Genomic DNA, 26,419 nt, shown 5'->3' on the forward strand with positions numbered 1-26,419 from the left:
CGGTCGCACGCCTGATATACAGATAAGTCCAGATAAGCATGGCCCTACTGCAGATCGCCGAACCCGGCCAAAGTCCTCAACCGCACCAGCGTCGTCTGGCTGTGGGGATCGACTTGGGTACCACCAATTCGCTGGTTGCTGCCTTGCGCAGTGGTCTTTCCGAGCCTCTGGCTGACGCGCAGGGTCAGGTGATTCTGCCGTCGGCCGTGCGTTATCACGCCGACCGCGTCGAAGTGGGTGAATCCGCCCGCCTGGCTGCGTCCAGCGATCCCCTGAACACCGTGCTCTCGGTCAAGCGCCTGATGGGGCGCGGCCTGTCCGACGTCAAGCAATTGGGTGAGCAACTGCCTTATCGCTTCGTTGATGGTGAGTCGCATATGCCGTTCATCGAGACCATCCAGGGGCCGAAAAGCCCGGTGGAGGTATCGGCTGAAGTGCTCAAGGTCTTGCGTCAGCGTGCTGAGGCGGCCCTGGGGGGCGAGTTGGTAGGTGCGGTGATTACCGTTCCGGCCTATTTCGATGATGCCCAGCGTCAAGCCACCAAGGATGCGGCCAAGTTGGCTGGCCTGAATGTGCTGCGCCTGCTCAACGAGCCGACCGCAGCTGCCGTGGCTTACGGTCTGGACCAGCACGCCGAGGGTGTGGTGGCGATCTATGACCTGGGCGGCGGTACCTTCGATATTTCCATCCTGCGCCTGACTGGCGGCGTCTTCGAAGTGCTGGCTACTGGTGGCGATACCGCCCTGGGTGGCGACGACTTCGATCACGCCATTGCCGGCTGGATCATCGAGGGCGCGGGCCTGTCCGCCGACCTGGACCCAGGCACCCAGCGCAATCTGTTGCAAACCGCCTGTGCGGCCAAGGAAGCCCTGACCAGTGCTGCATCCGTGGAAGTGGTGCATGGCGATTGGCGCGCCGCCCTGACTCGCGAGGCCTTCGACGCCCTGATCGAGCCTATGGTTGCCCGCAGCCTCAAGGCCTGCCGTCGTGCCGTTCGCGACTCCAATGTCGAGCTGGACGAAGTGCAGGCAGTGGTCATGGTGGGCGGTTCGACCCGCGTGCCGCGTGTGCGTGAAGCGGTGGCTGAAATGTTCGGTCGCCAGCCGTTGACCGAGATCGATCCGGATCAAGTGGTGGCCATTGGTGCCGCGATCCAGGCCGATACCCTGGCCGGCAACAAGCGTGAAGGCGGCGAATTGCTGCTGCTGGACGTGATTCCGCTGTCTTTGGGGTTGGAAACCATGGGCGGGTTGATGGAGAAGGTGATTCCGCGTAACACCACCATCCCGGTTGCCCGTGCTCAGGACTTCACCACCTACAAGGATGGCCAGACGGCCATGATGATTCATGTGCTGCAGGGCGAGCGCGAGCTGATCAGTGACTGCCGCTCCCTGGCGCGCTTCGAGCTGCGTGGCATCCCACCGATGGTGGCCGGTGCGGCGAAGATTCGCGTGACCTTCCAGGTCGACGCCGATGGCCTGCTCAGTGTCTCTGCCCGAGAGCTGGGTTCGGGGGTTGAAGCCAGCATTCAGGTCAAGCCGTCCTACGGCCTGACCGACGGCGAAATCGCCAAGATGCTCAAGGACTCCTTCCAGTACGCCGGTGACGACAAGGTGGCCCGCGTGCTGCGTGAGCAGCAGGTTGATGCTCAGCGCCTGATCGAGGCTGTGCAGGGCGCCCTGGACGCCGATGGTGATCGTCTGCTGGACGCTGAAGAGCGCATGGTCATCGAGCAGCAGATGCAGGAACTGAGTGAATTGATGCGTGGTACCGATGGTTACGCCATCGAGCAGCAGACCAAGCGTCTGTCGCAAGTGACCGATGCCTTTGCTGCCCGCCGCCTGGATTCGACGGTGAAAGCCGCGTTGGCGGGGCGCAACCTGAATGAAATCGAGGAATAACTGATGCCGCAGATCATTTTTCTGCCACACGCCGTGTTCTGCCCGGACGGTCTGGTTGTCGAGGTCGAGCCTGGTGTTTCGGTGCTCGACGTGGCCCACGACAACCACATCGAGATCGAGAGCGCCTGCGGCGGCGTCTGCGCCTGCACTACCTGCCACTGCATCATTCGTGAAGGGTTTGACTCGCTGAACGAAGCCGACGAGCTGGAAGAAGACTTGCTGGACAAGGCCTGGGGCCTGGAAGCACAGTCACGCCTGTCGTGCCAGGCCATCGTTGGTGATGAAGACCTGACCGTTGAAATTCCCAAGTACTCACTCAACCATGCCGCCGAAGCGCCGCACTGATTCAAGGAGTCGTCATGAGTCTGAAGTGGGTTGATGTACTGGAAATCGCGATCCAGCTGGCTGATTCCAAGCCGGATGTGGATCCGCGTTATGTGAACTTTGTCGACTTGCACCAATGGGTTCTGGCACTGCCAGAGTTCAGCGACGATCCGGCTCGCGGAGGCGAGAAGGTTCTTGAAGCAATTCAGGCCGCCTGGATCGACGAAGCGGACTGAATCCGCGGGCTACGCAGTTAGGCAATCCCTATAAACCCGCGTATAATTCGCGGGTTTAATTTTTCGCTTTAATCACCGTTTCTGGAGTTACACCATGGCTGTTCAACGTACTTTCTCCATCATCAAGCCTGACGCTGTTGCAAAAAACGTTATCGGCAAGATCGTTTCCCGTTTTGAAGAAGCCGGCCTGCGCGTTGTAGCTTCGAAAATGAAGCAACTGTCCAAAGCTGAAGCTGAAGGCTTCTACGCTGAGCACAGCGAGCGTGGTTTCTTCGGCGAACTGGTTGCCTTCATGACTTCCGGTCCAGTTGTTGTTCAGGTTCTGGAAGGCGAAAACGCCATTGCTCGCAACCGTGAGCTGATGGGCGCTACCAACCCTAAAGAAGCTGCTGCCGGCACCATCCGTGCTGACTTCGCCGAGTCCATCGACGCCAACGCCGTTCACGGTTCGGACTCCGAAGCTGCCGCTGCTCGCGAAATCGCTTACTTCTTCGCAGCTACTGAAGTAACCGCTCGCTGAGTAAGGCTGGCGAGTGAGGGGTGAGACCATGACTACATCGATCGGCAAAACTAACCTGTTGGGGTTGACTCAACCGGAAATGGAGAAATTCTTCGACTCAATCGGGGAGAAGCGTTTCCGTGCCGGTCAGGTAATGAAATGGATTCACCACTTTGGCGTCGATGATTTCGACGCCATGACGAATGTCGGCAAGGCCTTGCGCGAGAAGCTCAAGGCCGTTGCCGAGATTCGCGGTCCGGAAGTGGTCAGCGAGGACATCTCCAGCGACGGCACCCGCAAATGGGTGGTGCGCGTGGCGTCCGGCAGCTGCGTCGAGACCGTGTACATTCCCCAGGGCAAGCGCGGCACTCTGTGCGTTTCGTCCCAGGCAGGCTGTGCCCTGGATTGCAGTTTCTGCTCCACCGGCAAGCAAGGCTTCAATAGCAACCTCACCGCCGCCGAAGTCATCGGCCAGGTGTGGATTGCCAACAAATCCTTTGGCAGCGTCCCGGCAACCGTCGACCGTGCCATCACCAACGTGGTGATGATGGGCATGGGTGAGCCGCTGCTGAACTTCGACAACGTCATCGCCGCCATGCACCTGATGATGGACGACCTGGGCTACGGCATTTCCAAGCGCCGTGTGACCCTGTCCACCTCCGGCGTGGTGCCGATGATCGATGAGCTGGCCAAGCACATCGACGTGTCCCTGGCGTTGTCCCTGCACGCACCCAACGATGCGCTGCGCAACCAGCTGGTGCCAATCAACAAGAAGTACCCGCTGAAGATGCTCCTGGAGTCCTGCCAGCGCTACATGTCCTCCTTGGGCGAGAAGCGCGTGCTGACCATCGAGTACACCCTGCTCAAGGACGTCAACGACAAGCTGGAACACGCGGTTGAGATGATCGAGTTGCTCAAGGACATTCCTTGCAAGATCAACCTGATCCCGTTCAACCCGTTCCCTCATTCCGGTTACGAGCGTCCGAGCAACAACGCCATTCGTCGTTTCCAGGACCAACTGCATCATGCCGGCTTCAATGTCACCGTGCGCACGACTCGCGGTGAAGACATCGATGCCGCCTGCGGTCAGTTGGTCGGGCAGGTGCTGGATCGCACCCGCCGTAGCGAACGTTATATCGCCGTGCGTGAGCTGAGCGCCGACGCCGATATGCCGCAAAGCGCCGCGACCCGTACCTGAGAGAGGATCTCCATGACCCTGCGCTTCGCGCTGCTCCTGCTTGTTGCCAGTCTCTGTGCTGGCTGTGTTCTGTCGGGTGATTCCAGTCCGATGAACACCAGCAAGGGCCGTGATGAGGCGCGCGAGGCCTACGTACAGTTGGGCCTGGGGTATTTGCAGCAGGGCATGAGCGAAAGGGCCAAGGTGCCGTTGAAAAAGGCCCTGGAGCTGGCGCCTGCCGATGCTGATGCCAACGCCGCCCTGGCGCTGGTGTTCCAGGCCGAGATGGAACCTGCGCTGGCCGATGAGCACTTTCGCCAAGCCCTGGCGGCCCGTCCGGACAGTGCGCGTATCCTCAACAACTACGGCAGCTTCCTGTTCGAAGAAAAACGTTACAAAGAGGCTTATCAGCGCTTCGAGCAGGCCGCTGCTGATACTCTGTACCCCGAGCGTTCCCGGGTGTTCGAAAACCTCGGCATGACCGCTTCCAAGCTGGGCCAGCGTGAGCTGGCCCAACTGCAACTGGAAAAAGCCCTGCGCCTGAATCACCAACAGCCCCGCGCATTGCTGGAAATGGCTGAGTTGTCTTACGAAGACAGGCATTATGTGCCCGCGCGCGACTATTACGATCGTTTTAGCCTGCTCGGCGAGCAAAATGCACGTAGTCTATTGCTCGGCGTTCGGCTGGCAACGGTGTTCGAAGATCGCGACAAGGCCGCCAGTTACGGCCTGCAACTAAAACGACTTTATCCCGGTACGCCGGAATATCAGCAATACCTGTCGGAGCAATGATGAAAGCGGCGCATCCCGAAGTTCAAGCAGTGACTCGCGTAAACCCCGGTGAGACCCTGCGTCAGGCCCGCGAAAGCAATGGTTGGTCGCTGGCTGAAGTGGCCCACAAGCTCAACCTCACCGTGAGCTCCCTGAGCAATCTGGAAGCCGGCGCGTTCGACAAACTGCCAGGGCATACCTTTGCTCGCGGCTATATCCGTGCCTACGCCAAATTGCTGGGCATGGACCAGGCCATCCTGGTACAGGAATTCGATCAATACACCGGTACCGACTCCCAAGGCAGCAGCGTTCACGCTCTGGGTCGTATCGAAGAGCCGGTACGGGTTTCCCACACCATCCTGCGCATCGTCAGCTTGCTGCTGTTGGTGGCCGTGGTGGGTGGCGGTTTCATCTGGTGGCAGGATCAGTCCTCCTTGCGCGGCAAGGAGCCGATCTCCTTGAGTCCCGAGCACGTTGAGGTTGAGGGTGCCGACGGCACCACGCAGATCCATCCAATCGACGAGCCGGAAGACCAGGCCGTCGCCGAAGGTCAGAGCGAAGCCCAGGACAACGCCGCGCAAACTCAGAGCCTGGCTGCTGCTGAGGCGCCTGCCAATCCAGTGACGCCTGCAACGCCGGCTCCGGTTGCGACTCCTGCGGCCCCAACCGCTCCTGCGCATACCGCCCCGACCGTTGCGCCCGTTGTCAGCGCACCTGCAGTTCAGGCGCCGGTTCCGGCTGTCGTACCCGCTACGCCAGCGAATCCTGCCACTGCAGCGGCGCCTACCTCTCCGGGTGCCGGGGCGGGCCAGGTGCAGATCCAGTTCAGTGCCGATTGCTGGGCCCAGGTCATCGATGGCAACGGCAAGATTTTGCTCAGTGCCCTGAAGCGCAAGGGTGAAACGGTCGATGTTAGCGGCAAGCCGCCTTTTGCCGTACGTCTGGGGTATGCCCGTGGCGCACAAATTTCTTACAACGGTCAGGCGGTGGATATCGCCCCGTTCACCAGTGGCGAGACCGCTCGCCTGAAGTTAGGTCAATAAGTCATGCACGGCGAATCTCCAATCAAACGTCGCGAGTCCCGCAAGATCTGGGTCGGCTCGGTACCGGTCGGTGGCGATGCCCCGATTGCGGTGCAGAGCATGACCAACAGCGACACCAACGACGTGGCCGCAACCGTCGCCCAGATCAACCGCCTTGAAGCTGCCGGTGTCGACATCGTGCGGGTCTCGGTGCCGGACATGGACGCCGCCGAGGCGTTCGGTCGCATCAAGCAGCAGGTCAAGGTGCCGCTGGTGGCCGACATTCACTTCGACTACAAGATCGCCCTGCGCGTAGCCGAGCTGGGTGTCGATTGCCTGCGGATCAACCCCGGCAACATCGGTCGCGAAGATCGGGTGCGTGCGGTGGTGGATGCCGCCCGTGACCGCGGGATTCCGATCCGTATCGGGGTCAACGCCGGCTCCCTGGAAAAAGATCTGCAGAAAAAGTATGGCGAACCGACTCCAGCAGCGCTGGTTGAGTCGGCACTGCGCCACGTCGAGCACCTTGAACGCCTGAATTTCCAGGACTTCAAGGTCAGCGTGAAGGCGTCCGACGTGTTTATGGCCGTCGAAGCCTATCGCTTGCTGGCCAAGGAAATCATCCAGCCTCTGCACCTGGGGATCACCGAAGCCGGCGGATTGCGTTCAGGCACGGTGAAATCCGCCGTCGGCCTCGGTATGCTGCTGGCCGAAGGCATTGGCGATACCATTCGCATCTCGTTGGCGGCCGACCCGGTCGAGGAAGTGAAGGTCGGCTACGACATTCTCAAGTCCCTGCACCTGCGTTCCCGTGGCATCAACTTCATCGCTTGCCCGAGCTGCTCGCGGCAGAATTTCGATGTGGTGAAAACCATGAACGAACTGGAAGGGCGCCTGGAAGACTTGCTGGTGCCGTTGGATGTCGCAGTGATCGGTTGTGTGGTCAACGGTCCGGGTGAAGCCAAAGAGGCGCATATCGGCCTGACCGGTGGTACGCCGAATCTGATCTACATCGACGGCAAGCCTGCACAGAAACTGACCAATGACAATCTGGTGGACGAGCTTGAAAAGCTGATCCGGCAGAAGGCGGCCGAAAAGGTCGAAGCCGACGCAGCGCTTATCGCTCGCGGCTAACCGAACGTATTTAAGGATTTTTTGTGAGCAAGTCTCTGCAAGCCATTCGTGGCATGAATGACATCCTGCCCGAGCAGACGCCCCTTTGGCGTTATTTCGAGGGCACTGTGGCGCGTCTGCTGGATAACTACGGCTACAAGCAGATCCGCATGCCTATCGTCGAATTCACCGAGCTGTTCAAGCGCTCCATCGGTGAAGTGACCGACATCGTCGAAAAAGAGATGTACACCTTCGAAGACCGCAACGGTGATTCCCTGACCCTGCGTCCGGAAGGCACTGCGGCGTGCGTCCGCGCTGTACTCGAGCACGGCATCACTGGCGGTGGCCAGGTGCAGAAGCTCTGGTACATCGGCCCGATGTTCCGTCACGAGCGCCCGCAGAAAGGCCGTTATCGCCAGTTCCACCAGATCGGTTGCGAGGTTTTCAACCTCGACGGCCCGGACATTGATGCTGAGCTGATCGTGCTGACCTGGCGCCTGTGGGGCGAGCTGGGCATTCGTGATGCGGTCAAGCTCGAACTGAACAGCCTGGGCACTGCTGAGGCTCGCGCACGTTATCGCGATGCGCTGGTGGCGTTCCTGTCGGCGCGCATGGACAAGCTGGACGAAGACAGCCAGCGTCGCCTGAAGACCAATCCGCTGCGCGTGCTCGATACCAAGAATCCGGACACTCAAGCCGTACTGGTGGACGCGCCCAAGCTGGCCGACTACCTGGACGAAGAGTCCCGTGTGCACTTCGAGGGGCTCAAGGCCCGTCTGGACGCCGCGGGTATCCCTTATGTGATCAACCCGAAGCTGGTGCGCGGGCTGGATTACTACAGCAAGACCGTTTTCGAATGGGTCACCGACAAACTCGGCGCCCAGGGCACTGTGTGTGCCGGCGGCCGTTACGACGGACTGGTCGAGCAAATGGGTGGCAAACCTACACCGGGTGTTGGCTTCGCCATGGGGATCGAACGTCTGGTGCTGCTGCTGGAAACCCTGGAGCAGATCCCGCAAGAAATCTCGCGTCAGGTCGACGTTTACCTCTGCGCCTTCGGCGAGGCTGCCGAACTGGCCGCACTGGCGCTGAGTGAGCGCGTTCGAGACCAATTGCCGAACCTGCGTCTGCAGATCAATGCCGGTGCCGGCAGCTTCAAGAGCCAATTCAAGAAGGCCGACAAGAGCGGTGCGTTGTACGCGCTGATCCTTGGTGACGACGAACTGGCCCAGCAAGTGGTAGGTTTCAAACCCCTGCGTGGCCAGGGTGAACAACAAAGCATTGCCTGGGATGCGCTCGCCGCGCACCTGGCCACCTGCATCGTGCAGGGTTGAAGCTGTCAAACAGCCGATTTAGCGAATAAGGAGTATTGGGGTGTCGAGTACCGAAGATGAACAGCTGGCGGAATTGAAAGACTGGTGGCAGCGCAACGGCAAACCCCTGGTGACTGGCGGCCTGTTGGCCTTGGTTATCGTGTTCGGCTGGCAGGCCTGGCACAAGTATCAGAACAATCAGTCGCAAGGTGCTTCGGTGCTCTATCAGCAACTGCTGGAAACCACCCTGACGCCAGATGGCAAGCCTGACGCCGCCCGGGTTGCAGACCTGGCCGGCAAGCTCAACAGCGAGTTCGGCGGTACTGCCTACGCGCAATACGGCAACCTGTTCGTGGCCAAGGTAGCCGTGGACACCGGCAAGCTGGACGACGCAGCGGCGCAGCTCAAAGCAGTGCTCGACAAGCCGGCGAGCCCGGCTCTGGGTGAAGTGGCGCGCCAGCGTCTGGCCCAGGTGCTGGCGGCGCAGAACAAGGCTGACGAGGCCTTGAAGCTGCTCGAGGGTGATGCCGACAAGGCGTTCCTGGCGACCCGCGAAGAACTCAAGGGTGATCTGCTGGTCCAGTTGGGCCGTGTGGATGAAGCCCATGCGGCATACCAAAAAGCCAAGGCGGCGCTCTCGGATGAGGCGGCGGTCGGTGGCTTACAAATCAAGCTGGACGACCTGGCCAAAGGGGATGCATGACGTGATCCGTTGGAAACATGCAGCATTGCTGGCTCTGGCCTTGTTGGCCGCGGGTTGCAGCAGCAATAGCAAGAAAGAACTGCCGCCGGCTGAACTGGTCGACTTCAAAGAAGAAGTGGTCCTGCAGAAGCAGTGGAGCCGTTCGATCGGTGACGGTCAGGGCGAAACCTACAACATGCTGGTGCCGGCGATCGATGGTGACACCATCTATGCCGCCGACGTCACTGGCGTTGTGGTTTCCATGGATCGCATGAACGGCGACGTCAAATGGAAGAAAGATCTCGAACTGCCTGTTTCCGGCGCCGTCGGCGTGGGTTACGGCCTGGTCATGATCGGCACTCTGAAAGGCGAAGTGGTTGCCCTGGATGCTTCCAGCGGTGAAGAGAAGTGGCGCTCCCGGGTCACCAGTGAAGTGCTGGCTCCACCGGCGACCAACGGTGACGTGGTCGTGGTCCAGACTCAGGATGACCGGGTGATTGGCCTCGATGCCAGCACCGGCAACCAGCTCTGGCTCTACGACAGCACTCCAGCGGTACTGACCCTGCGGGGCACCAGTGCGCCGTTGGCCACTAACCGTCTGGCCCTGGCCGGTCTCTCCACTGGCAAGGTGGTGGCGCTGGATATCCGCAACGGCGTGCCGGTGTGGGAGCAGCGTGTCGCTATTCCACAAGGCCGTTCCGAGCTGGATCGGGTAGTGGACATCGACGGCGGCTTGCTGCTGTCCGGCGGTACCCTGTACGTCGCCAGCTATCAGGGACGTGTGGTTGCCCTGGACCTGGAGAGCGGTCGCCCGCTGTGGCAGCGTGACGCTTCCAGCTATGCCGGTGTGGCGCAAGGTTTTGGCAGCGTCTATGTCAGCCTGTCGTCGGGCACCGTGGAAGGCGTGGACGAGCGTTCGACTACGGCCCTCTGGAGCAACGACTCCCTGGCCCGTCGTCAACTGTCGGCCCCGGAAGTCTTCTCCAGCTACGTAGCGGTGGGCGACCTGGAAGGTTACCTGCACCTGCTGAGTCAGGTGGACGGTCGTTTCGTCGGCCGTACCCGCATCGATAGCGACGGCTTGCGCGCTCGTCCGCTGGTGGTGGGCGACATGATTTATGTGTATGGCAACAGCGGCAAACTGGAAGCCCTGACCATCAAGTAATGGTTTGACTATGCTTGGGGTTGATTCCCCAAGCGGCCTTGTCTCGACAAGGTTCGCAGCACTTCAAGGTGCTGCCCCGAGCACCAGCCGCTGCCTCGCAGCGGCTTTTGTATTTTCGCAATTAACGCAGTGGAGAGCCGCATGGTTCCCGTAATCGCCCTGGTGGGCCGACCTAACGTCGGCAAGTCCACCTTGTTCAACCGCCTGACTCGGACTCGCGACGCCATTGTTGGCGACCTGTCCGGTCTGACCCGTGATCGCCAATACGGTGAGGCCAAGTGGCAAGGGCGTACCTATATTCTGATCGACACCGGTGGTATTTCCGGTGACGAACATGGCATGGATGAAAAGATGGCCGAGCAGTCGCTGCTGGCCATCGAAGAAGCTGATGTGGTGTTGTTCCTGGTGGACGCCAAGGCCGGGTTTACCGCGGCCGACCAGATGATTGGCGAACACCTGCGCAAACGTAACAAGACCTCCTACGTGATCGCCAACAAGGTCGACAACATCGACCCGGACATGGCCCGCGCCGAGTTCGCGCCACTGGGTATGGGCGATGCGATTCCAATCGCTGGTGCTCATGGCCGCGGCATCACCCAGATGCTGGAAATCGCCCTGAGCGAGTTCCCCAAGGATGACGCCGACGAGCCGGAAGAAGGCGAGGAAGAGATCGTCGCCGAAGGCGAGGAAGCCAAGCGCATTCCTGGTCCGAGCGAGAAAGACGGGATCAAGATCGCCATCATCGGCCGCCCCAACGTGGGTAAATCCACGCTGGTCAACCGCATGCTCGGTGAAGACCGGGTCATCGTCTACGACCAGCCCGGCACCACCCGCGACAGTATCTACATCCCGTTCGAGCGTAACGACGAGAAGTACACGCTGATCGACACCGCCGGTGTGCGCAAGCGCGGCAAGATCCACGAGGAAGTTGAAAAGTTCTCGGTGGTCAAAACCCTGCAAGCGATCAAAGACGCCAACGTGGTGATCTTCGTCATGGACGCCCGGGAAGGGGTGGTGGACCACGACTTGAACCTGCTGGGCTTTGCCCTGGAAGCCGGTCGGGCCCTGGTGATCGCCCTGAACAAGTGGGACGGCATGCAGCCAAGCGAGCGCGACTATGTGAAGACCGAGCTGCAGCGCCGGTTGTTCTTCGTCGACTTCGCCGATATCCACTTCATCTCGGCCTTGCACGGAACCGGCGTGGGCAACCTCTACCAGTCGGTGCAGAACTCCTTCAAGTCGGCGGTGACCCGCTGGCCGACCAGCCGCCTGACGCAGATTCTCGAAGACGCCGTTGGCGAGCACGCGCCGCCCATGGTCAACAACCGTCGGATCAAGCTGCGCTACGCCCACTTGGGTGGTGCCAACCCGCCGCTGATCGTGATCCACGGCAACCAGGTGGAGAAGGTGCCCAAGTCCTACGTGCGTTACCTGGAAAACACCTACCGTCGTGTACTGAAGTTGGTGGGCACGCCAATTCGCATCGAGTTCAAGGGTGGCGAGAACCCGTACGAGGGCAACAAGAACACGCTGACCGACCGCCAGGTCAACAAGAAGCGTCGTTTGATGTCGCACCACAAGAAGGCCGACAAGAAGCGCCGCGACAAGCGCTGAGCGACCGGGATTTGTGTGGGTAAGAGGGCGCTTTATGCGCCCTTTTTCATGCCCGGTGTTTGGGCTATTCTCGGGACCTCCCGCGCCGTCGTAGAGCCGGGTGTTCAGCAGGGAATCCTCATGATCACCAGTAAGCTGCCGAATGTCGGCACCACCATCTTCACGCAGATGTCCCAGCTCGCGGTTGAAACCGGAGCGCTCAATCTGTCCCAGGGCTTCCCTGATTTCGAGGGTCCCCAAGCCTTGCGTGACGCGGTTGGACGGCATATCGCCAATGGCCACAACCAATACGCACCCATGACCGGATTGCCGGCCTTGCGCCAACAGGTGGCGGCGAAAATCGCTCGCAGCTATGGCGTCGAGGTCAATGCCGACAGCGAAGTGACCATCACCCCGGGCGCCACCCAGGCCATTTTCTGTGCCATCCAGGCGGTGATTCAGCGCGGTGACGAGGTCATCGTTTTCGATCCCTGTTACGACAGTTATGAGCCGGCAGTGGAACTGGCCGGCGGCCGTTGCGTGCATGTGCAACTGGGCCTTGATGACTTTGCCATCGACTGGCAGAAACTTGGCGAAGCCCTGAGCCCGCGTACGCGGATGATCATTCTGAACACGCCGCACAACCCCAGTGGAGCCTTGATCAGCCGTGCCGAACTGGACCAGTTGGCAGCGTTGATCCGTGATCGCGACATCTACCTGGTCAGCGATGAGGTCTATGAGCACCTGGTGTTTGACGGTGTGCCCCATGTCAGCGTTTTGGCCCACGAGGAGCTGTATCCGCGGGCTTTCGTCGTCAGCTCCTTCGGCAAGACCTACCACGTGACCGGCTGGAAGACCGGTTATGTCGTAGCGCCACCGGCCTTGAGCGCCGAGCTGCGCAAGGTGCATCAATATGTCAGCTTCTGCGGCGTGACCCCTTTGCAGTACGCTCTGGCGGACTTCATGGCCGAATGCCCGGAACATGTCGAGCAGCTACCGGCCTTCTACCAGGCCAAGCGTGATCTGTTCTGCGACTTGCTGAGCCCTTCGCGCTTCAGCTTTACCCGGGTGGCCGGCACCTACTTTCAACTGGTGGACTATTCGCAGATTCGTCCAGACTTGAATGACGTCGACATGGCAACCTGGATGACCCGCGAACACGGCGTGGCAGCCATTCCGGTGTCGGTGTTCTATCAGCAGGCGCCCCAGGGGCAGCGTCTGGTACGTCTGTGTTTTGCCAAGCGCGAGGAGACGCTGCGTCAGGCAGCGGAGAAACTATGCGTGATCTGAGTGCGTTACCCGATCTGAATCTGGCGTTGATCCAGACCACCCTGGCCTGGCATGACCGCCAGGCCAACTTCGAGCATTTCGAGCAGTTGCTGGAGCAGGCCCGCGGTGCGGATCTGATCATCCTCCCGGAAATGTTCACCACCGGATTCTCCATGGAATCCAGCACCTTGGCGGAGGCGGAGAACGGCCCCACCAGCAAGTGGCTGCGCTGTCAGGCGAAGAAGCTCGATGCGGTGATCACTGGTAGCGTGATCATCCAGGCGGCGGACGGCAGCCATCGCAACCGCCTGTTGTGGGCGCGTCCCGACGGTGACGTCTGGCATTACGACAAGCGCCACCTGTTCCGCATGGCCGGCGAGCACAATCACTTCACCCCAGGTGAGCGCCAGGTACAGTTCGAACTCAAGGGGTGGCGGATTCGTCCGCTGATCTGCTACGACCTGCGTTTTCCGGTGTGGAGCCGCGATGCCCAGGACACTGATCTGTTGCTGTACACCGCCAACTGGCCCGGGGCTCGGCGGCTGCACTGGAACCGCTTGTTGCCGGCCCGGGCCATTGAAAACCTGTGCTATGTCGCTGCGGTGAACCGGGTAGGTACCGACGGCAAGGGCTTTGCGTATACCGGTGACAGCCAGGTGTTGGACTACCAGGGCGAGACCCTGCTCAGTGCCGGTGAGGCGGATGGGGTGTTCCAGGTACGTTTGAACGCCAGCGAGTTGGCGGCCTATCGAGCACGCTTTCCCGCGAATCTCGACGCCGATACCTTCATGTTCACCTAGAAGGATTGGGGCGCGGCAGCACACTTTTTTACAGGTTGCCGATATCAAGCTTCAGGGATGAAAGCCGATAGGACGGGCATTCAGGAGGAATCACTCATGACCACCATCAATGCCAATGTCGTCAATCCTTACCCGCTGTCCGCGCCGAAAGCCAAGATGGGGGAAGCCGAAGACACCAGCACCAGCCCGCTGGCGCCGGTGGCTGAAAACAAGGACGCCGAAGACCAGGAGCTGCGAGTCAACTCTGCGGATGCCAGTATCGATGCGGTGAAAGGCGGAGGCGATCCGGTCAAGCAGCTGCAGAAGCAGATCGAACAGACCCAGAAGATCCTGGCACAGCAACAGGCGCAATTGGCCAGTGTCGAGAAGGGGCAGGCCAGCGATGAGCAGAAAGTCCAGCAAGTGATGGAGATCCAGACCCAGATCGCCGTAACCAACAGCACCTTGCAAGTGTTGCAGGCAGCTTTGTTGCAGGCCATGTTCAGCGTTGATGTGCATGCCTGAGGCACACACCGCCAGTTGTTAGCTCAAGGCCGGATACAAAAAGGCCCCGAGGAGCAGAACTCCCCGGGGCCTTTTTTATCAGGGCTGCTTAAGCGGCCTTGGCTTCCTGCTCGCTCAGGGAGCGGTTCAGGGCACTGAACAGCGCCTTGAAGCTGGCAGTGGTGATGTTTTCGTCGATACCAACACCGTGGACCGCACGCTCACCGTTGACCCGCAGTTCGATGTAGGCCGCAGCCTTGGCGTTGGTGCCCGCACCAATGGCGTGTTCGTTGTAGTCCATGATCTCTACAGGAATCGGCAGGCCGGCCACCAGGGCTTCCAGGGCGCCATTGCCCTTGCCGCGCCAGCTCAGGTTGGTTTCGCCCTGGCCCTTGCTCGACACTTCCACTTCCACGGCGCTGTGGCCGTTTTCTTCCTGCAGGCGATGGCTGACCAGCGCGTACGGGGTGTTGGCCTGCAAGTATTCGCTGTGCAACAGCGCGTGGATTTGCTGGGCGGTCATCTCCAGACCCAGGCGGTCGGTTTCACGTTGCACTACCTGGCTGAACTCGATCTGCATGCGACGCGGCAAGCTGATGCCGTACTCCTGTTCCAGCAGGTAGGCGATACCGCCTTTGCCCGACTGACTGTTGACGCGGATGACCGCCTCGTAGCTGCGACCGATGTCGGCCGGATCGATCGGCAAGTACGGCACTTCCCACAAGCCATCGGCTTTCTGCTGGGCGAAGCCCTTGCGGATCGCGTCCTGGTGGGAGCCGGAGAAGGCGGTGTGCACCAGGTCGCCGACATAAGGATGGCGCGGATGCACGGCAATCTGGTTGCACTCTTCCACGACTTTGCGTACGCCGTCGATGTCGGAGAAGTCCAGTTCCGGGTTCACACCCTGGGTGTAGAGGTTCAAGGCCACGGTGACCAGATCGACGTTGCCGGTACGTTCGCCGTTGCCGAACAGGCAGCCTTCGACACGGTCGGCGCCCGCCATCAGGCCCAACTCGGTGGCGGCTACGCCAGTGCCACGGTCGTTGTGGGTGTGCAGGCTGATGAGCACGCTGTCACGACGGTTGATGTGGCGGCAGAACCACTCGATCTGGTCGGCATAGATATTGGGTGTCGCCACTTCAACGGTGGCCGGCAGGTTGAGGATCACCTTGTTGGTCGGCGTCGCGTTCCAGACTTCCACCACGGCGTCGCAGACTTCCTTGGCGAACTCCAGTTCGGTGGCGCTGAAGGTTTCTGGCGAGTATTCGAACTGCCATTGGGTTTCCGGCTGCTGGGCGGCGTATTTGACGAACAGCTTGGCCGCGTTCACCGCGATTTCTTTCACACCGGCCTTGTCCTGGTTGAAGACAATGCGGCGGAACGAAGGGCTGGTGGCGTTGTACAGGTGGACGATGGCTTTCTTGGCACCACGCAAGGATTCGAAGGTGCGGGCGATCAGGTCTTCACGGGCCTGGGTCAGCACCTGGATGGTGGTGTCGTCCGGGATGTGGCCGCCTTCGATCAGGGTACGCACGAAGTCGAAGTCGGTTTGCGAGGCGGCGGGGAACGATGCCTCGATCTCTTTCACGCCAACGGCCACCAGGGTCTTCCAGAAACGCAGCTTCTTGACCGCATCCATCGGCTCGATCAGCGACTGGTTGCCATCACGCAAGTCCGAGCTGCACCAGATCGGCGCGCGGGTGATGGTCTTCGACGGCCAGGTGCGGTCCGGCAAGTTGATGGTCGGGAACGCGCGGTACTTGGAGGAGGGGTCTTTGAGCATGGTCATGGAGAAATCCTTATGGTCCGGGCCGAAAAGAGGCGGCCTACCGGTGAGTCAAGAGTGCAGTGTTGACGCAGGGGGATGAGGCACCGCGATTCAGCCTGGCAGTCGTGCGCTGACGAGGCAGAGGCTCCGGTGTTGACGACGCTGAATGAGGGTGTGAGAGGTTTTCATGTGCTCAACCCTAACCACTGAGGTGAGAGATGGCAAGCAGTCGAAAAAAATTGAGAGGAATACTCGAAATCGAATCTATATCGAGATTTTATGCCGGCTATTCTTTGAAAGAATACTAACGATTGCGCAGTCATGATGGGCTGCGCAATTCTCAAGGGAGCCGGCTGCCGGCGATCAGGGCTCGGGATCAGGGCTGAAACGCCCCGATAAAGATCGCCGGATCGACCCGGGCATCGTTCAGGCTGATATTCCAGTGCATGTGCGGGCCGGTAGCGCGTCCGGTCGAACCCACCTTGCCCACCACTGCACCACGAGCCAGGGACTGACCCACCTTCACGTCAATCTTCGACATGTGGCAGAACATGCTGATAAAGCCCTGGCCGTGGTCGACGAACACCGTGTTGCCATTGAAAAAGTAGTTGCCGGTCAGGATCACCTTGCCGGCTGCCGGAGTCTTGATCGGTGTGCCTGCCGGCACTGCGAAGTCCAGGCCGGCGTGGGGATTGCGCTCCTCGCCGTTGAAGAACCGGCGCACCCCGAACTTGCTCGACAGCGGCCCGTTCACTGGCTTGTCCAGCAGCAGGTTGCTCGGGGTGTTGGGGCTGAAACTGCGATAGGCACGGAGTTGCTCTGCCAGTTCTCCATCGATGCGTTTCAGGTCTGCCGGGTTTGGATTGACCTGGCGCTGGTTCTTCAGGGTGATGTGCTGCTCGGGGTATTTTTTACTGCCCACCACGAAGTTCAGGCTGCGGTTGCCGGCGCTGATCTGCTGGGTGCCTGGTTTGACCGTCAACGGGATACCGACAATGGCCAGCCAGTTATTCTGCTCCTTCACCACCAGCACGGGTTTACCCTGGTAGCTGACCTTGGGCGCCTGGGCTGCGCTGCCCAGGTCCACTACCGCGACGCCACCAGGCACGGGTTTGTTCAACAGGCGAGTGATGTAGCTGTCGGCGTTGGCGTTGAAGGCCAGGCACAGCAACATCAGGGAAGTGAGAAAGCGCGGCATGGATCAGTCCAGTAGAGAAAGAGTGACAGGCGTCAGGTGGTTGTCTTCGACTCGCACCTGCAGTTCACCTTCGCCCAGGCGGGCGGTGAGGCGCTGGCCATTGCGGGTCTGAGCGGCAGTGCGGATGGCATGGCCGCGGTCGTCCAGAAGAATGCTATAGCCGCGTCCCAGGGTGGCCAGGGGGCTGACCACATGCAGGGTTTGCATCTGACTGTGCAACTGCAGGCGTCGGGCTTTCAGGCCTTCGCGCATGGCTCGGGGCAGGCGTTCGGCGAGGCTGTCCAGGCGCTGGCGCAATAGGGCCAGTTGTCGTCCCGGATGCTGGGCGCCGAGGCGGGTTTCCAGGCGGATCAGGCGCTCGCGCCGGGTATTGAGGTTGCGCTCGAAGGCCCTGCGCATGCGCATATCCAGGTCGTCCAGGCGTTGTGCCTGCTGGCGCAGGCGTTCGCCGGGGTGGCGCAGGCGTCGGGCCAGACCGTCGAGGCGCAAGCGGTCGCGCATCAGCCGGTCGCGGATGCGCATCACCAGGCGGCGATGCAGGCTGTCGACCCGGTGTTGCAGGTCACTGGCGTCGGGTGCCAGCAGTTCAGCAGCGGCGGAAGGGGTGGGGGCCCGTACGTCAGCGACGAAATCGCTGATGGAGACATCGGTTTCATGGCCGACGGCGCTGACGATCGGCGTCACGCAGGCATCCACCGCCCGGGCTACCGCCTCTTCGTTGAAGCACCAGAGGTCTTCCAGAGAGCCGCCGCCCCGAGCCAGGATCAAGGCATCGAAGCCCCGGGCATCGGCCAGTTGCAGGGCCCGGACGATCTGCGCCGTGGCCTCGCGACCTTGCACGGCAGTGGGGATCAGCGTCAGTGCCACCTGGGGCGCACGGCGGCGGAACACGCTGATGATGTCGCGGATTACCGCGCCAGTGGGGGAGCTGATAATGCCGATGCGTTGTGGATGGGCCGGTAACGGCACTTTGCGTTCGGCACTGAACAGCCCCTCGGCGCTGAGCTTTTCCTTGAGTGCATCGAAGGCCAGGCGCAGGGCACCATCACCGGCGGGTTCCACGGTGTCGAGAATCAGTTGGTAGTCGCCGCGCCCCTCGAACAGCGAAACCTTGCCCCGGACCTTGACCGCCAGGCCATCCTTCAGCGCCTGACGGACCCGCGCGGCGTTCTGCCGGAACAGCGCGCAACGCACCTGGGCGCCGCTGTCCTTGAGGGTGAAGTAGACATGGCCGGAAGCCGGGCGAGCGAGGTTGGAGATCTCGCCTTCGACCCAGATATTGCTGAACACGTCCTCGAGCAGCACCCGGGCACGGCCGTTGAGCTGGGTGACAGTGAGGACCTCGCGGTCCAGGCCGAGTCGTGCAAAGGGATCTTTAATCATGGGGCGCAGTTTAAGGGGCTGTCACTCCATGGAACAACGCAATTCGATTGCCAATGATTGCGCAGTTGTTCGACAAACTGCGCCACCAGCGGTGTGGGGTCTTGCCGATAGGCGAGGGCGACGGTGCTCTGGCAATCGCTATCGGCCAGAGGCAGGAAACGCACGCTGGCCGGGGCGATGTCCTGCATCGATTCGGGCAGCAGGGCAACGCCGAAACCGGCCTGGATCAACTGCAATTGAGTGGTCTTGCGTGACATCACTCGCGCCGCTTTGGGAAAGAAACCCTGGCTCATGCACAGCTGTGCCGACAGGTAGCTCAAACCCCCACGCTGAGGATGGGGGATGGAGATAAAGGCTTCGTTGCGCAGTTGTGCAAGCTCCACCCCGTGGGCCGGTGGATCAAGGGCCAGGGGATGCTGCGGCGGCAATGCCAGCAGCAGGGGTTCGCTGAACAAGGGCACGATTTGCACTCCCTCGCATTGGCGCAGTACCGGCAGGCGCAGCAGGCCAGCATCCAGCCGGCCTTCGGCGAGTTCTTGCAACTGCGCCTCGGACGACAGCTTGACGATGTCCATCGAAGCGCCGGGGCACGCCTGTAGATACTCGCTGATGCCTCCAAGCAGACGGCCGCTCATGGGCACGGTGCTTGAGTGACTGAGGCGTAGAGTGCCCAGTTGCCCCTGGCCGACCTGGGTGGCCAGCTCGGCGGCCTTGTGCAGTTCGCTCAGCAGGTTGCGTGCCTTGGGCAGGAAGGCTTCACCGGCGGCGGTCAGCCGAGGCTGGCGGGCAGTGCGTTGGAAAAGTGGGGTTTGCAGCTGGCTTTCCAGTTCCTTGATCTGCCGGCTAAGGGCTGATTGGGCGACAAACAGGCGTTCTGCCGCAGCGCTGAAGCTGCCGCATTCGGCGATTTCCACGAAATAGCGCAATTGACGGGTTGAAATCACAAGGCATGCCTTTTTGCGATGGGTTGAAGGCTTTGATGATATTAGTCGCAAGGCTCGCCGCTGGCTAAAGTCATTGCTGATCCGCTTGGGGGAAGTCGCAGTGATGAGCGTGGTAATCGAAGGTTTGAACCAGTGGTCTTTCGGCCCGGGTGGTTGGTTGGCGATCGGCCTGGGCATCGCGCTGGCGTATATCGTGTTTGGCATCGCCGGTTTCGGCACGGCGCTGGTGGCGGGACCGATCCTGATCCTGTTCATGCCGTTGTCGAAAATCGTGCCGCTGTTGGTGCTGCTCGACTTTGTCGCGGCCTTCGGCAACCTGCTGCCATCGCGCAAGGACGTGGCCAAGCCGGAGCTGTTGCGCCTGCTGCCCTGCATGGCGCTGGGCTGCACCTTGGGGGTGATTTTTCTGCTCAACCTCAAGTCCGATCTGCTGCTTCTATTAATGGGGCTGTTTATCAGTGCCTATGCCATCTACAGCTTGTGGGTGAAGGTACGCCCGGCTCAGTTGGCGGCCGGCTGGTCGGTGCCGATGGGAATAGTGGGAGGAATGTTTGGCGCCTTGTTCGGTAGTGGCGGCTTTTTATATGCCATTTACCTGAATAGTCGTTTGCCCAAGGACCCGGCACGGGCTACTCAAAGTGCGTTGATCAGTTGCAGTACCGTGGTGCGCTTGAGTCTGTTTGCCTTGGCCGGGGTCTATGCCGAGTTGCCGCTGTTGCTGTTGGCGGTGTGCTTGTTGCCGGCGATGGCGTTGGGTCTATGGGTGGGACGGCGCTTGACCATGAGGTTGTCCCGGGAGGCCTTTGTGCGCCTGGTGACCTGGCTGGTGCTGGCCAGTGGTGTTGCCTTGATCGGGCGCTTTCTGAGCACTTGACCTGCGGGGTTCAGGGATTAAGCTGCGGGCCTTTAAATTCGTTCGCCGGCAAGCCGGCTCCTACAATTGATGGTGGGGGCCGGCTTGCCGGCGAAAGCGTTCGTACTGTCCCGCACGTTTCAGGCTTATCCATGAACTCGCAAAGCATCCTCGTCCCGAAAATTTCCACCCTGCCGGTGCACGAGCCCCGGGCTCGGGCCATTGTGCGTTGGCTGGTGCGCAAGAACATCGTCGAGGAAACCCTGAGCACGTGCGGGCGCACCGGCAATCGCATGGGCCATGCGATTGCGCCGGGGGCACGGGAGGTGGTGCTGCGGCCGCAGGCGCTGCCCTTCGGCGAGCCGATCAATGGCCTGGAGATCATCACCAAGCGCTGCATCTATACCCCGGCCAAGGGCTTTCTCGAAGAAGCCGGCTGTGCCGAATGCCGCCAGGAAGTGGGTGAAGCGCTGTTCGAGAGCCTGGAAGACTGGATGCCGGGGCGAACCGATAACTTCACCTGTCCCGAGTGCGGTCATGAAGATGACATCAACGGCTTTCTGTTTCTTCAGGAATGCGGCTTTTCCAACTTGGGCTTTATCTTCAACAACTGGGCCGAAGCGGGTTTCAAACAGAGTTTTATCGACGAGTTCGCCGAGTGGCTGGATCAACCGATAAGTTGGGTCAAGGTCGAGTTGTAGCGCGCTGATATCTCCATCTATCACTCCAGTGATATTAGACAGAGTTTTACATTGAGCCCGGGTAGGTGTCTGAGTATAATGGCGCGCTTCCATTTTCCCGCCCGGGAGCCCCCGCGATGCTGCGTATCAGCCAAGAAGCCCTCACCTTCGACGACATCCTCTTAGTGCCCGGTTATTCCGAAGTACTGCCTAATGAAGTCAGTCTAAAGACCCGTTTGACCCGTGGCATCGAGCTGAATATTCCACTGGTTTCCGCCGCCATGGACACCGTCACTGAAGCCCGTCTGGCAATCGCCATGGCTCAGGAAGGCGGCATCGGCATCATCCACAAGAACATGACCATCGAGCAGCAAGCTGCCGAAGTGCGCAAGGTCAAGCGTTTCGAAGCCGGTGTGGTCAAAGACCCCATCACCATCGAAGCCGACGCCACCGTGCGTGACCTGCTCGAACTGACCAACATGCACAACATCTCCGGTGTGCCCGTGCTGCATAACGGCGATCTGGTGGGCATCGTGACTTCCCGCGACGTGCGTTTCGAAAGCCGTCTGGAAGCCAGCGTCCGTGAAGTGATGACGCCTAAAGAGCGCCTGGTCACTGTCAAGGAAGGCGCCGACAAGACCGCCGTCCGTGAGCTGCTGCACAAGCACCGTATCGAACGCGTGCTGATCGTAGATGACGCCTTTGCCCTCAAGGGCATGATGACCGTCAACGACATCGAAAAAGCCAAGGCCTACCCGCTGGCCAGCAAGGACGATCAAGGTCGTCTGCGTGTTGGCGCTGCGGTCGGTACCGGCAAAGACACGGGCGATCGCGTTGCTGCGCTGGTCAACGCCGGTGTCGACGTGGTGGTGGTCGACACCGCCCACGGTCACTCCAAGGGCGTGATCGATCGCGTTCGCTGGGTCAAAGAGAACTTCCCGCAAGTGCAGGTGATCGGCGGCAACATCGCCACTGGCGCTGCCGCCAAGGCCCTGGCCGAAGCCGGCGCCGACGCGGTCAAGGTCGGTATCGGCCCTGGCTCGATTTGCACCACCCGCATCGTTGCAGGTGTTGGCGTGCCGCAAATCAGCGCGATCGCCAATGTTGCAGCGGCACTGGTCGGCACGGGCGTTCCGCTGATCGCCGACGGCGGTATTCGTTTCTCCGGTGATCTGTCCAAGGCCATCGTGGCCGGTGCGTCCTGCGTGATGATGGGCTCGATGTTCGCTGGTACCGAAGAGGCGCCGGGCGAGATCGAACTGTTCCAGGGTCGTTCCTACAAGGCTTACCGTGGCATGGGTTCCCTGGGCGCCATGTCCCAGGCCCAGGGCTCTTCCGACCGCTACTTCCAGGACTCCTCCGCGGGTGCCGAGAAGCTGGTGCCGGAAGGGATCGAAGGTCGCGTGCCGTACAAGGGCTCCCTGACCGCGATCATCCATCAGCTGATGGGCGGCCTGCGTTCTTCCATGGGCTACACCGGTAGCGCCAACATCGAAGAAATGCGCACCAAGCCGGAGTTTGTCCGCATCACCGGCGCCGGCATGGCTGAATCCCACGTCCACGACGTGCAGATCACCAAGGAAGCGCCAAACTATCGCGTAGGTTGATAGTGATCGCCTCCAGGCCCAGGCCTGGAGGCGATTGACGAATTTAGTAACCGGGGCTGTGTTTTTCAGCCCCGTGTCGTTTCTGAAATTAGACGAGACTGACCATGGCCCTCGACATTCACGCCCACCGCATTCTGATCCTCGACTTCGGTTCCCAGTACACCCAATTGATCGCCCGCCGCGTGCGCGAGATCGGGGTCTACTGCGAACTGCATCCGTTCGACATGGACGACGAAGCGATCCGCGAATTCGCTCCCAAAGGCGTCATCCTCGCCGGCGGTCCCGAGTCCGTGCACGAAGCCAACAGCCCTCGCTGCCCACAAGCGGTGTTCGATCTGGGTGTTCCGGTCTTCGGCATCTGCTACGGCATGCAGACCATGGCCGAGCAAATGGGCGGCAAGGTCGAAGGTTCCGAGCTGCGCGAATTCGGTTATGCCCGGGTTGATGTGGTGGGCAAGAGCCGCCTGCTGGACGGCATCGAAGACCACGTCGACGCCGACGGCCTGTTCGGTCTCGACGTGTGGATGAGCCACGGTGACAAGGTCACCAAGATGCCAAAGGATTTCCACATCCTGGCCAGCACCCCGAGCTGCCCGATTGCCGGCATGTTCAACGATGACCTGCGCTACTACGGCGTGCAGTTCCACCCGGAAGTGACCCACACCAAGCAGGGCGGCCGCATCCTGTCGCGCTTCATCCTCGACATCTGCGGCTGTGAAGCGCTGTGGACCCCGTCGAAGATCGCCGAAGACGCCATTGCCCAGATCCGTGCCCAGGTCGGCACCGACAACGTCCTGCTGGGCCTGTCCGGCGGTGTCGACTCCTCGGTGGTCGCGGCCCTGCTGCACAAGGCCATCGGCGACCAGCTGACCTGCGTTTTCGTCGACAACGGCCTGCTGCGCCTGCACGAAGGCGAGCAAGTGATGGCCATGTTCGCCGAGAACATGGGCGTCAAGGTGATCCGCGCCAACGCCGAGGAGCAGTTCCTCAACAACCTGGCCGGCGAGTCGGACCCTGAGAAGAAGCGCAAGATCATCGGCCGTACCTTCATCGACGTGTTCGATGCCGAATCCTGCAAGCTGGAAAACATCAAGTACCTGGCCCAGGGCACCATCTACCCGGACGTGATCGAGTCGGCTGGCGCGAAAAGCGGCAAGGCCCACGTGATCAAGTCGCACCACAACGTGGGCGGCCTGCCGGAAGAAATGAACCTCAAGCTGGTTGAACCGCTGCGCGAGCTGTTCAAGGACGAAGTCCGCCGTCTGGGCCTGGAGCTGGGCCTGCCGTACGACATGGTCTACCGTCACCCGTTCCCGGGTCCGGGCCTGGGTGTGCGCATCCTGGGTGAAGTGAAGAAGGAATACGCCGACCTGCTGCGTCGCGCTGACCACATCTTCATCGAAGAACTGCGCAAGGCCGACTGGTACCACAAGGTCAGCCAGGCATTCGTCGTGTTCCAGCCAGTGAAATCCGTCGGCGTGGTCGGCGATGGCCGTCGTTACGCCTGGGTCGTGGCCCTGCGCGCGGTGGAAACCATCGACTTCATGACCGCACGTTGGGCGCACCTGCCTTACGAGCTGCTGGAAACCGTCAGCGGCCGGATCATCAACGAAATCGAAGGCATCTCCCGCGTTACTTACGACGTGTCGAGCAAGCCGCCGGCAACGATCGAGTGGGAATGATCGGGGCCGAGTGATCGGCGCTTGATCCACTGGCTTTAACCAATGGCGATCGGGACCTTCGGGGATCGGTCGCCATTGTCGTTTCTGCGGAGATTGAATCCGTTACACATCGGCATTTGTGTTGCAGAACCTTTAGAAACGCTGCTTTTTCACCTTCCGGCAATATCACGTAAGACATGTTCGGCGCTCTGCCCCGGGCTTCTCTCTACCCTTGGGTCTCCCCCCGCTGTTTTTGCTGCGGCTTGTTCGTGGCGCGGGTTTGATCGGATTGCATAAGGTTGTCAGTTGACAACCCTGCATGACTGGCGATACTGGAGGCTATGGATGGCTCGTGCAACTCATCCCAAGAAGGACATTGAAATGGCTCTGCGCTACGCCGAATGGCAGGGCTGGCGAATCGAGGTCGGTGGTGGCCATGCGTGGGGGCGGATCTACTGCCCGTACAACAACGAAGTGTGCCGCTGCGGCGAGTTCTGCATCACCAGTGTCTGGCGTACGCCAAAGAACCCGACCCAGCACGCCCGGGCGCTATGCCGGGTGATCGACAACTGCACCGTGAATCAGCTGCGTGGGGCCAAGGCGCCGGCAGCCCGTCAGGAGTAAGCACCATGGAATACCTGTTCACCCTCAACTATCTGCTGCCGCTGGAGGGCTGCGATCCGCTGCAACTGGTGGAGCGCCTCGGTGCGGCGGGCTGCACCGACGCTCTGGTGGGCATCGGTCTGGCCGGGCGCCTGGCCCTGGAGTTCAGTCGCGAGGCCGAGAGTGCCGAAGCGGCGCTGCTCAGTGCCCTGGGGGATATCAAGCGGATCATCCCCGAGGCGCGGCTGGTGGAGGCCAGCCCGGATTTTGTCGGCCTCAGCGAGATCGCCGAGATCGTCGGCGTGTCACGGCAGAACATGCGCAAGCTGATGCTCGGCCACGCCGACAGTTTTCCCCTGGCGATCCATGAGGGCAGCACCTCGCTGTGGCATCTGGCGGAGGTCCTGAGCTGGCTGGACAGCAAGGGCGGTTACCCTCTCAAACACCCGGTGATCGAGGTGGCGCGGGTGGCACAGCAGGTGAACACCGCCAAGGAGTCGAAGCGCATCGGCCCCCTCAGCGGTGAGCTGGTGGCCCTGTTGGGCTGACGGGGTAGGGCTTAGCGCCGGGCCACGTCGGAGAAGTAGAACTTGTCCAGGGTGTGCCGAGATTCGGTGTACTCGAACTGCCGCCCGTCCTGGAGAAAGGTCTGGTTGCTCACCACGATCACATGGCTCTGGCCGTCCAGGTCGAGCAGTTGCTGGTCGTCCTTGCTCCGCGGGCTGGCCTCGATGGTGCGCTGGGCATAGCTGATGTTCAGTTGCAGGGTCTGTTCGATGTAGGCGTAGATCGAATGCTCGGCGATCTCTCGGTCCAGCCCCGGAATCAGCTCGGCGACAAAATGGTTGATGTCGAGAATCACCCGCTTGCCGTCGATTCGCCGCACGCGCTTGATCCGTGTGATCAGGCTGCCTTCTTGCGCCTGCAGATGGTTGCGCAGGGCGCCTTGCAGGGGGAACTGGCTGAACTCCACCACCTCGGTGCTGACGTCATCCCCCAGGCGTGGATAGGTTTCCTGGAAGCTGACGATGCCGCCCAGCTGGAACTCAATAGGGTTGGGCGAGAGCACGAAGGTGCCCTTGCCGTGGATCTTCTGCGCGAAACCGCGCTCCTGCAGCAGTTCGATGGCCTTGCGCACGGTGCCGCGGCTGGCCTGGTAGCTGTCCATCAGTTCGCTTTCCGAAGGCAGGCGGGCGCCACGCTCAAGACGTTCGGTGGTGATGCTGGCAAGCAGATCGCTGTAGATCTGGTTGTATTTGCTCATGGGATGGCTCTGTGCCGGACTGTGCTCAAGGCAGGCACCTTAAGGGCTGGACGGGGCATTTGTCCATGCGCCCTGGTGATGCTTTAGCGGGTGGAAAAAGCATGGGGCAG

General features: G+C 60.9%; 26 protein-coding genes. 21 read left to right on the forward strand and 5 right to left on the reverse strand.

Annotated features, from left to right (window positions below):
* The first annotated feature begins 38 nt into the window (after positions 1-38).
* The 15 genes from hscA to PQT43_RS22375 all read left to right on the forward strand — a co-directional run bounded on the left by hscA (position 39) and on the right by PQT43_RS22375 (position 14,369).
* The gene (gene hscA / locus PQT43_RS22305) at positions 39-1,901 is read left to right on the forward strand and encodes a Fe-S protein assembly chaperone HscA (protein ID WP_253084914.1); all 1,863 of its coding nucleotides are present in this window, start codon (positions 39-41) and stop codon (positions 1,899-1,901) included.
* A gap of 3 nt (positions 1,902-1,904) precedes the next feature.
* Entirely contained in the window at positions 1,905-2,246 is a 342-nt protein-coding gene (gene fdx, locus PQT43_RS22310; RefSeq protein WP_025129554.1) for an ISC system 2Fe-2S type ferredoxin, read from the forward strand.
* 14 nt (positions 2,247-2,260) lie between these two features.
* On the forward strand, positions 2,261-2,461 hold the full coding sequence (gene iscX, locus PQT43_RS22315; protein WP_102860397.1) for a Fe-S cluster assembly protein IscX: 201 nt from the start codon (positions 2,261-2,263) through the stop codon (positions 2,459-2,461).
* A 94-nt stretch (positions 2,462-2,555) separates the two neighbouring features.
* Positions 2,556-2,981: a nucleoside-diphosphate kinase gene (ndk, locus tag PQT43_RS22320; protein ID WP_025129556.1), complete on the forward strand. Its 426-nt coding sequence runs from the start codon at positions 2,556-2,558 to the stop codon at positions 2,979-2,981.
* Positions 2,982-3,009: 28 nt separating this feature from the next.
* Positions 3,010-4,158 carry a 23S rRNA (adenine(2503)-C(2))-methyltransferase RlmN gene (gene rlmN, locus PQT43_RS22325; RefSeq protein WP_102860398.1) on the forward strand — a complete coding sequence of 383 codons (1,149 nt, stop codon included), beginning with the start codon at positions 3,010-3,012 and terminating at the stop codon, positions 4,156-4,158.
* Between the two features lie 12 nt (positions 4,159-4,170).
* Positions 4,171-4,929: a type IV pilus biogenesis/stability protein PilW gene (gene pilW / locus PQT43_RS22330; RefSeq protein ID WP_102860399.1), complete on the forward strand. Its 759-nt coding sequence runs from the start codon at positions 4,171-4,173 to the stop codon at positions 4,927-4,929.
* Complete coding sequence (locus tag PQT43_RS22335; protein ID WP_272754584.1) at positions 4,929-5,951, forward strand: RodZ domain-containing protein; 1,023 nt, start codon at positions 4,929-4,931, stop codon at positions 5,949-5,951. The genes pilW and PQT43_RS22335 overlap by 1 nt, the downstream gene beginning before the upstream one ends.
* Before the next feature lie 3 nt (positions 5,952-5,954).
* Positions 5,955-7,064, forward strand: a complete 1,110-nt coding sequence (gene ispG / locus PQT43_RS22340; protein ID WP_016968333.1) for a flavodoxin-dependent (E)-4-hydroxy-3-methylbut-2-enyl-diphosphate synthase — start codon at positions 5,955-5,957, stop codon at positions 7,062-7,064.
* A 23-nt stretch (positions 7,065-7,087) separates the two neighbouring features.
* Entirely contained in the window at positions 7,088-8,377 is a 1,290-nt protein-coding gene (gene hisS / locus PQT43_RS22345; protein ID WP_102860401.1) for a histidine--tRNA ligase, read from the forward strand.
* 40 nt (positions 8,378-8,417) lie between these two features.
* Positions 8,418-9,059: a tetratricopeptide repeat protein gene (locus PQT43_RS22350; protein WP_102860402.1), complete on the forward strand. Its 642-nt coding sequence runs from the start codon at positions 8,418-8,420 to the stop codon at positions 9,057-9,059.
* Positions 9,052-10,203 carry an outer membrane protein assembly factor BamB gene (bamB, locus tag PQT43_RS22355; protein ID WP_102860403.1) on the forward strand — a complete coding sequence of 384 codons (1,152 nt, stop codon included), beginning with the start codon at positions 9,052-9,054 and terminating at the stop codon, positions 10,201-10,203. The genes PQT43_RS22350 and bamB overlap by 8 nt, the downstream gene beginning before the upstream one ends.
* Before the next feature lie 141 nt (positions 10,204-10,344).
* Positions 10,345-11,817 (forward strand): ribosome biogenesis GTPase Der, encoded by a 1,473-nt coding sequence (gene der, locus PQT43_RS22360; protein WP_011063203.1) that lies wholly within the window; start codon positions 10,345-10,347, stop codon positions 11,815-11,817.
* Between the two features lie 120 nt (positions 11,818-11,937).
* Positions 11,938-13,086: a pyridoxal phosphate-dependent aminotransferase gene (locus tag PQT43_RS22365; RefSeq protein WP_272754585.1), complete on the forward strand. Its 1,149-nt coding sequence runs from the start codon at positions 11,938-11,940 to the stop codon at positions 13,084-13,086.
* Positions 13,074-13,865, forward strand: coding sequence for an amidohydrolase (locus PQT43_RS22370; RefSeq protein WP_272754586.1), 792 nt, complete (start codon positions 13,074-13,076; stop codon positions 13,863-13,865). Before PQT43_RS22365 ends, PQT43_RS22370 begins: the two co-directional genes overlap by 13 nt.
* Before the next feature lie 96 nt (positions 13,866-13,961).
* Positions 13,962-14,369 (forward strand): hypothetical protein, encoded by a 408-nt coding sequence (locus PQT43_RS22375; RefSeq protein ID WP_102860406.1) that lies wholly within the window; start codon positions 13,962-13,964, stop codon positions 14,367-14,369.
* An 88-nt stretch (positions 14,370-14,457) separates the two neighbouring features.
* Here the strand turns inward: PQT43_RS22375 and leuA are convergent, their stop codons facing one another.
* From leuA to PQT43_RS22395, 4 genes are all read right to left on the reverse strand, one after another.
* Positions 14,458-16,137: a 2-isopropylmalate synthase gene (gene leuA / locus PQT43_RS22380; RefSeq protein ID WP_102880803.1), complete on the reverse strand. Its 1,680-nt coding sequence runs from the start codon at positions 16,135-16,137 to the stop codon at positions 14,458-14,460.
* Between the two features lie 355 nt (positions 16,138-16,492).
* Positions 16,493-17,314 carry a M23 family metallopeptidase gene (locus PQT43_RS22385; protein ID WP_272754587.1) on the reverse strand — a complete coding sequence of 274 codons (822 nt, stop codon included), beginning with the start codon at positions 17,312-17,314 and terminating at the stop codon, positions 16,493-16,495.
* Positions 17,315-17,317: 3 nt separating this feature from the next.
* On the reverse strand, positions 17,318-18,697 hold the full coding sequence (gene xseA / locus PQT43_RS22390; protein ID WP_102860409.1) for an exodeoxyribonuclease VII large subunit: 1,380 nt from the start codon (positions 18,695-18,697) through the stop codon (positions 17,318-17,320).
* On the reverse strand, positions 18,694-19,641 hold the full coding sequence (locus tag PQT43_RS22395) for a LysR family transcriptional regulator (protein WP_272754588.1): 948 nt from the start codon (positions 19,639-19,641) through the stop codon (positions 18,694-18,696). Before PQT43_RS22395 ends, xseA begins: the two co-directional genes overlap by 4 nt.
* Before the next feature lie 103 nt (positions 19,642-19,744).
* Here PQT43_RS22395 and PQT43_RS22400 point away from each other — a divergent pair, with 103 nt between their 5' ends.
* From PQT43_RS22400 to PQT43_RS22425, 6 genes are all read left to right on the forward strand, one after another.
* Positions 19,745-20,515: a sulfite exporter TauE/SafE family protein gene (locus PQT43_RS22400; RefSeq protein ID WP_102880996.1), complete on the forward strand. Its 771-nt coding sequence runs from the start codon at positions 19,745-19,747 to the stop codon at positions 20,513-20,515.
* Between the two features lie 131 nt (positions 20,516-20,646).
* Positions 20,647-21,195, forward strand: a complete 549-nt coding sequence (locus PQT43_RS22405; protein WP_102880800.1) for a sugar ABC transporter ATPase — start codon at positions 20,647-20,649, stop codon at positions 21,193-21,195.
* Between the two features lie 116 nt (positions 21,196-21,311).
* Positions 21,312-22,781 carry an IMP dehydrogenase gene (gene guaB, locus PQT43_RS22410; protein ID WP_102860413.1) on the forward strand — a complete coding sequence of 490 codons (1,470 nt, stop codon included), beginning with the start codon at positions 21,312-21,314 and terminating at the stop codon, positions 22,779-22,781.
* A 104-nt stretch (positions 22,782-22,885) separates the two neighbouring features.
* Positions 22,886-24,463 carry a glutamine-hydrolyzing GMP synthase gene (gene guaA, locus PQT43_RS22415; protein WP_102860414.1) on the forward strand — a complete coding sequence of 526 codons (1,578 nt, stop codon included), beginning with the start codon at positions 22,886-22,888 and terminating at the stop codon, positions 24,461-24,463.
* A 324-nt stretch (positions 24,464-24,787) separates the two neighbouring features.
* Positions 24,788-25,066 carry a hypothetical protein gene (locus PQT43_RS22420; RefSeq protein ID WP_102880799.1) on the forward strand — a complete coding sequence of 93 codons (279 nt, stop codon included), beginning with the start codon at positions 24,788-24,790 and terminating at the stop codon, positions 25,064-25,066.
* A gap of 5 nt (positions 25,067-25,071) precedes the next feature.
* Positions 25,072-25,593: a helix-turn-helix transcriptional regulator gene (locus tag PQT43_RS22425; RefSeq protein ID WP_267268837.1), complete on the forward strand. Its 522-nt coding sequence runs from the start codon at positions 25,072-25,074 to the stop codon at positions 25,591-25,593.
* Between the two features lie 11 nt (positions 25,594-25,604).
* Here the strand turns inward: PQT43_RS22425 and treR are convergent, their stop codons facing one another.
* Positions 25,605-26,309: a trehalose operon repressor gene (gene treR / locus PQT43_RS22430; protein ID WP_110597127.1), complete on the reverse strand. Its 705-nt coding sequence runs from the start codon at positions 26,307-26,309 to the stop codon at positions 25,605-25,607.
* Between the last annotated feature and the right edge of the window lie 110 nt (positions 26,310-26,419).

The sequence above is a fragment of the Pseudomonas sp. BLCC-B112 genome (assembly GCF_028550695.1).
GTDB classification, from domain to species: domain Bacteria; phylum Pseudomonadota; class Gammaproteobacteria; order Pseudomonadales; family Pseudomonadaceae; genus Aquipseudomonas; species Aquipseudomonas danubii.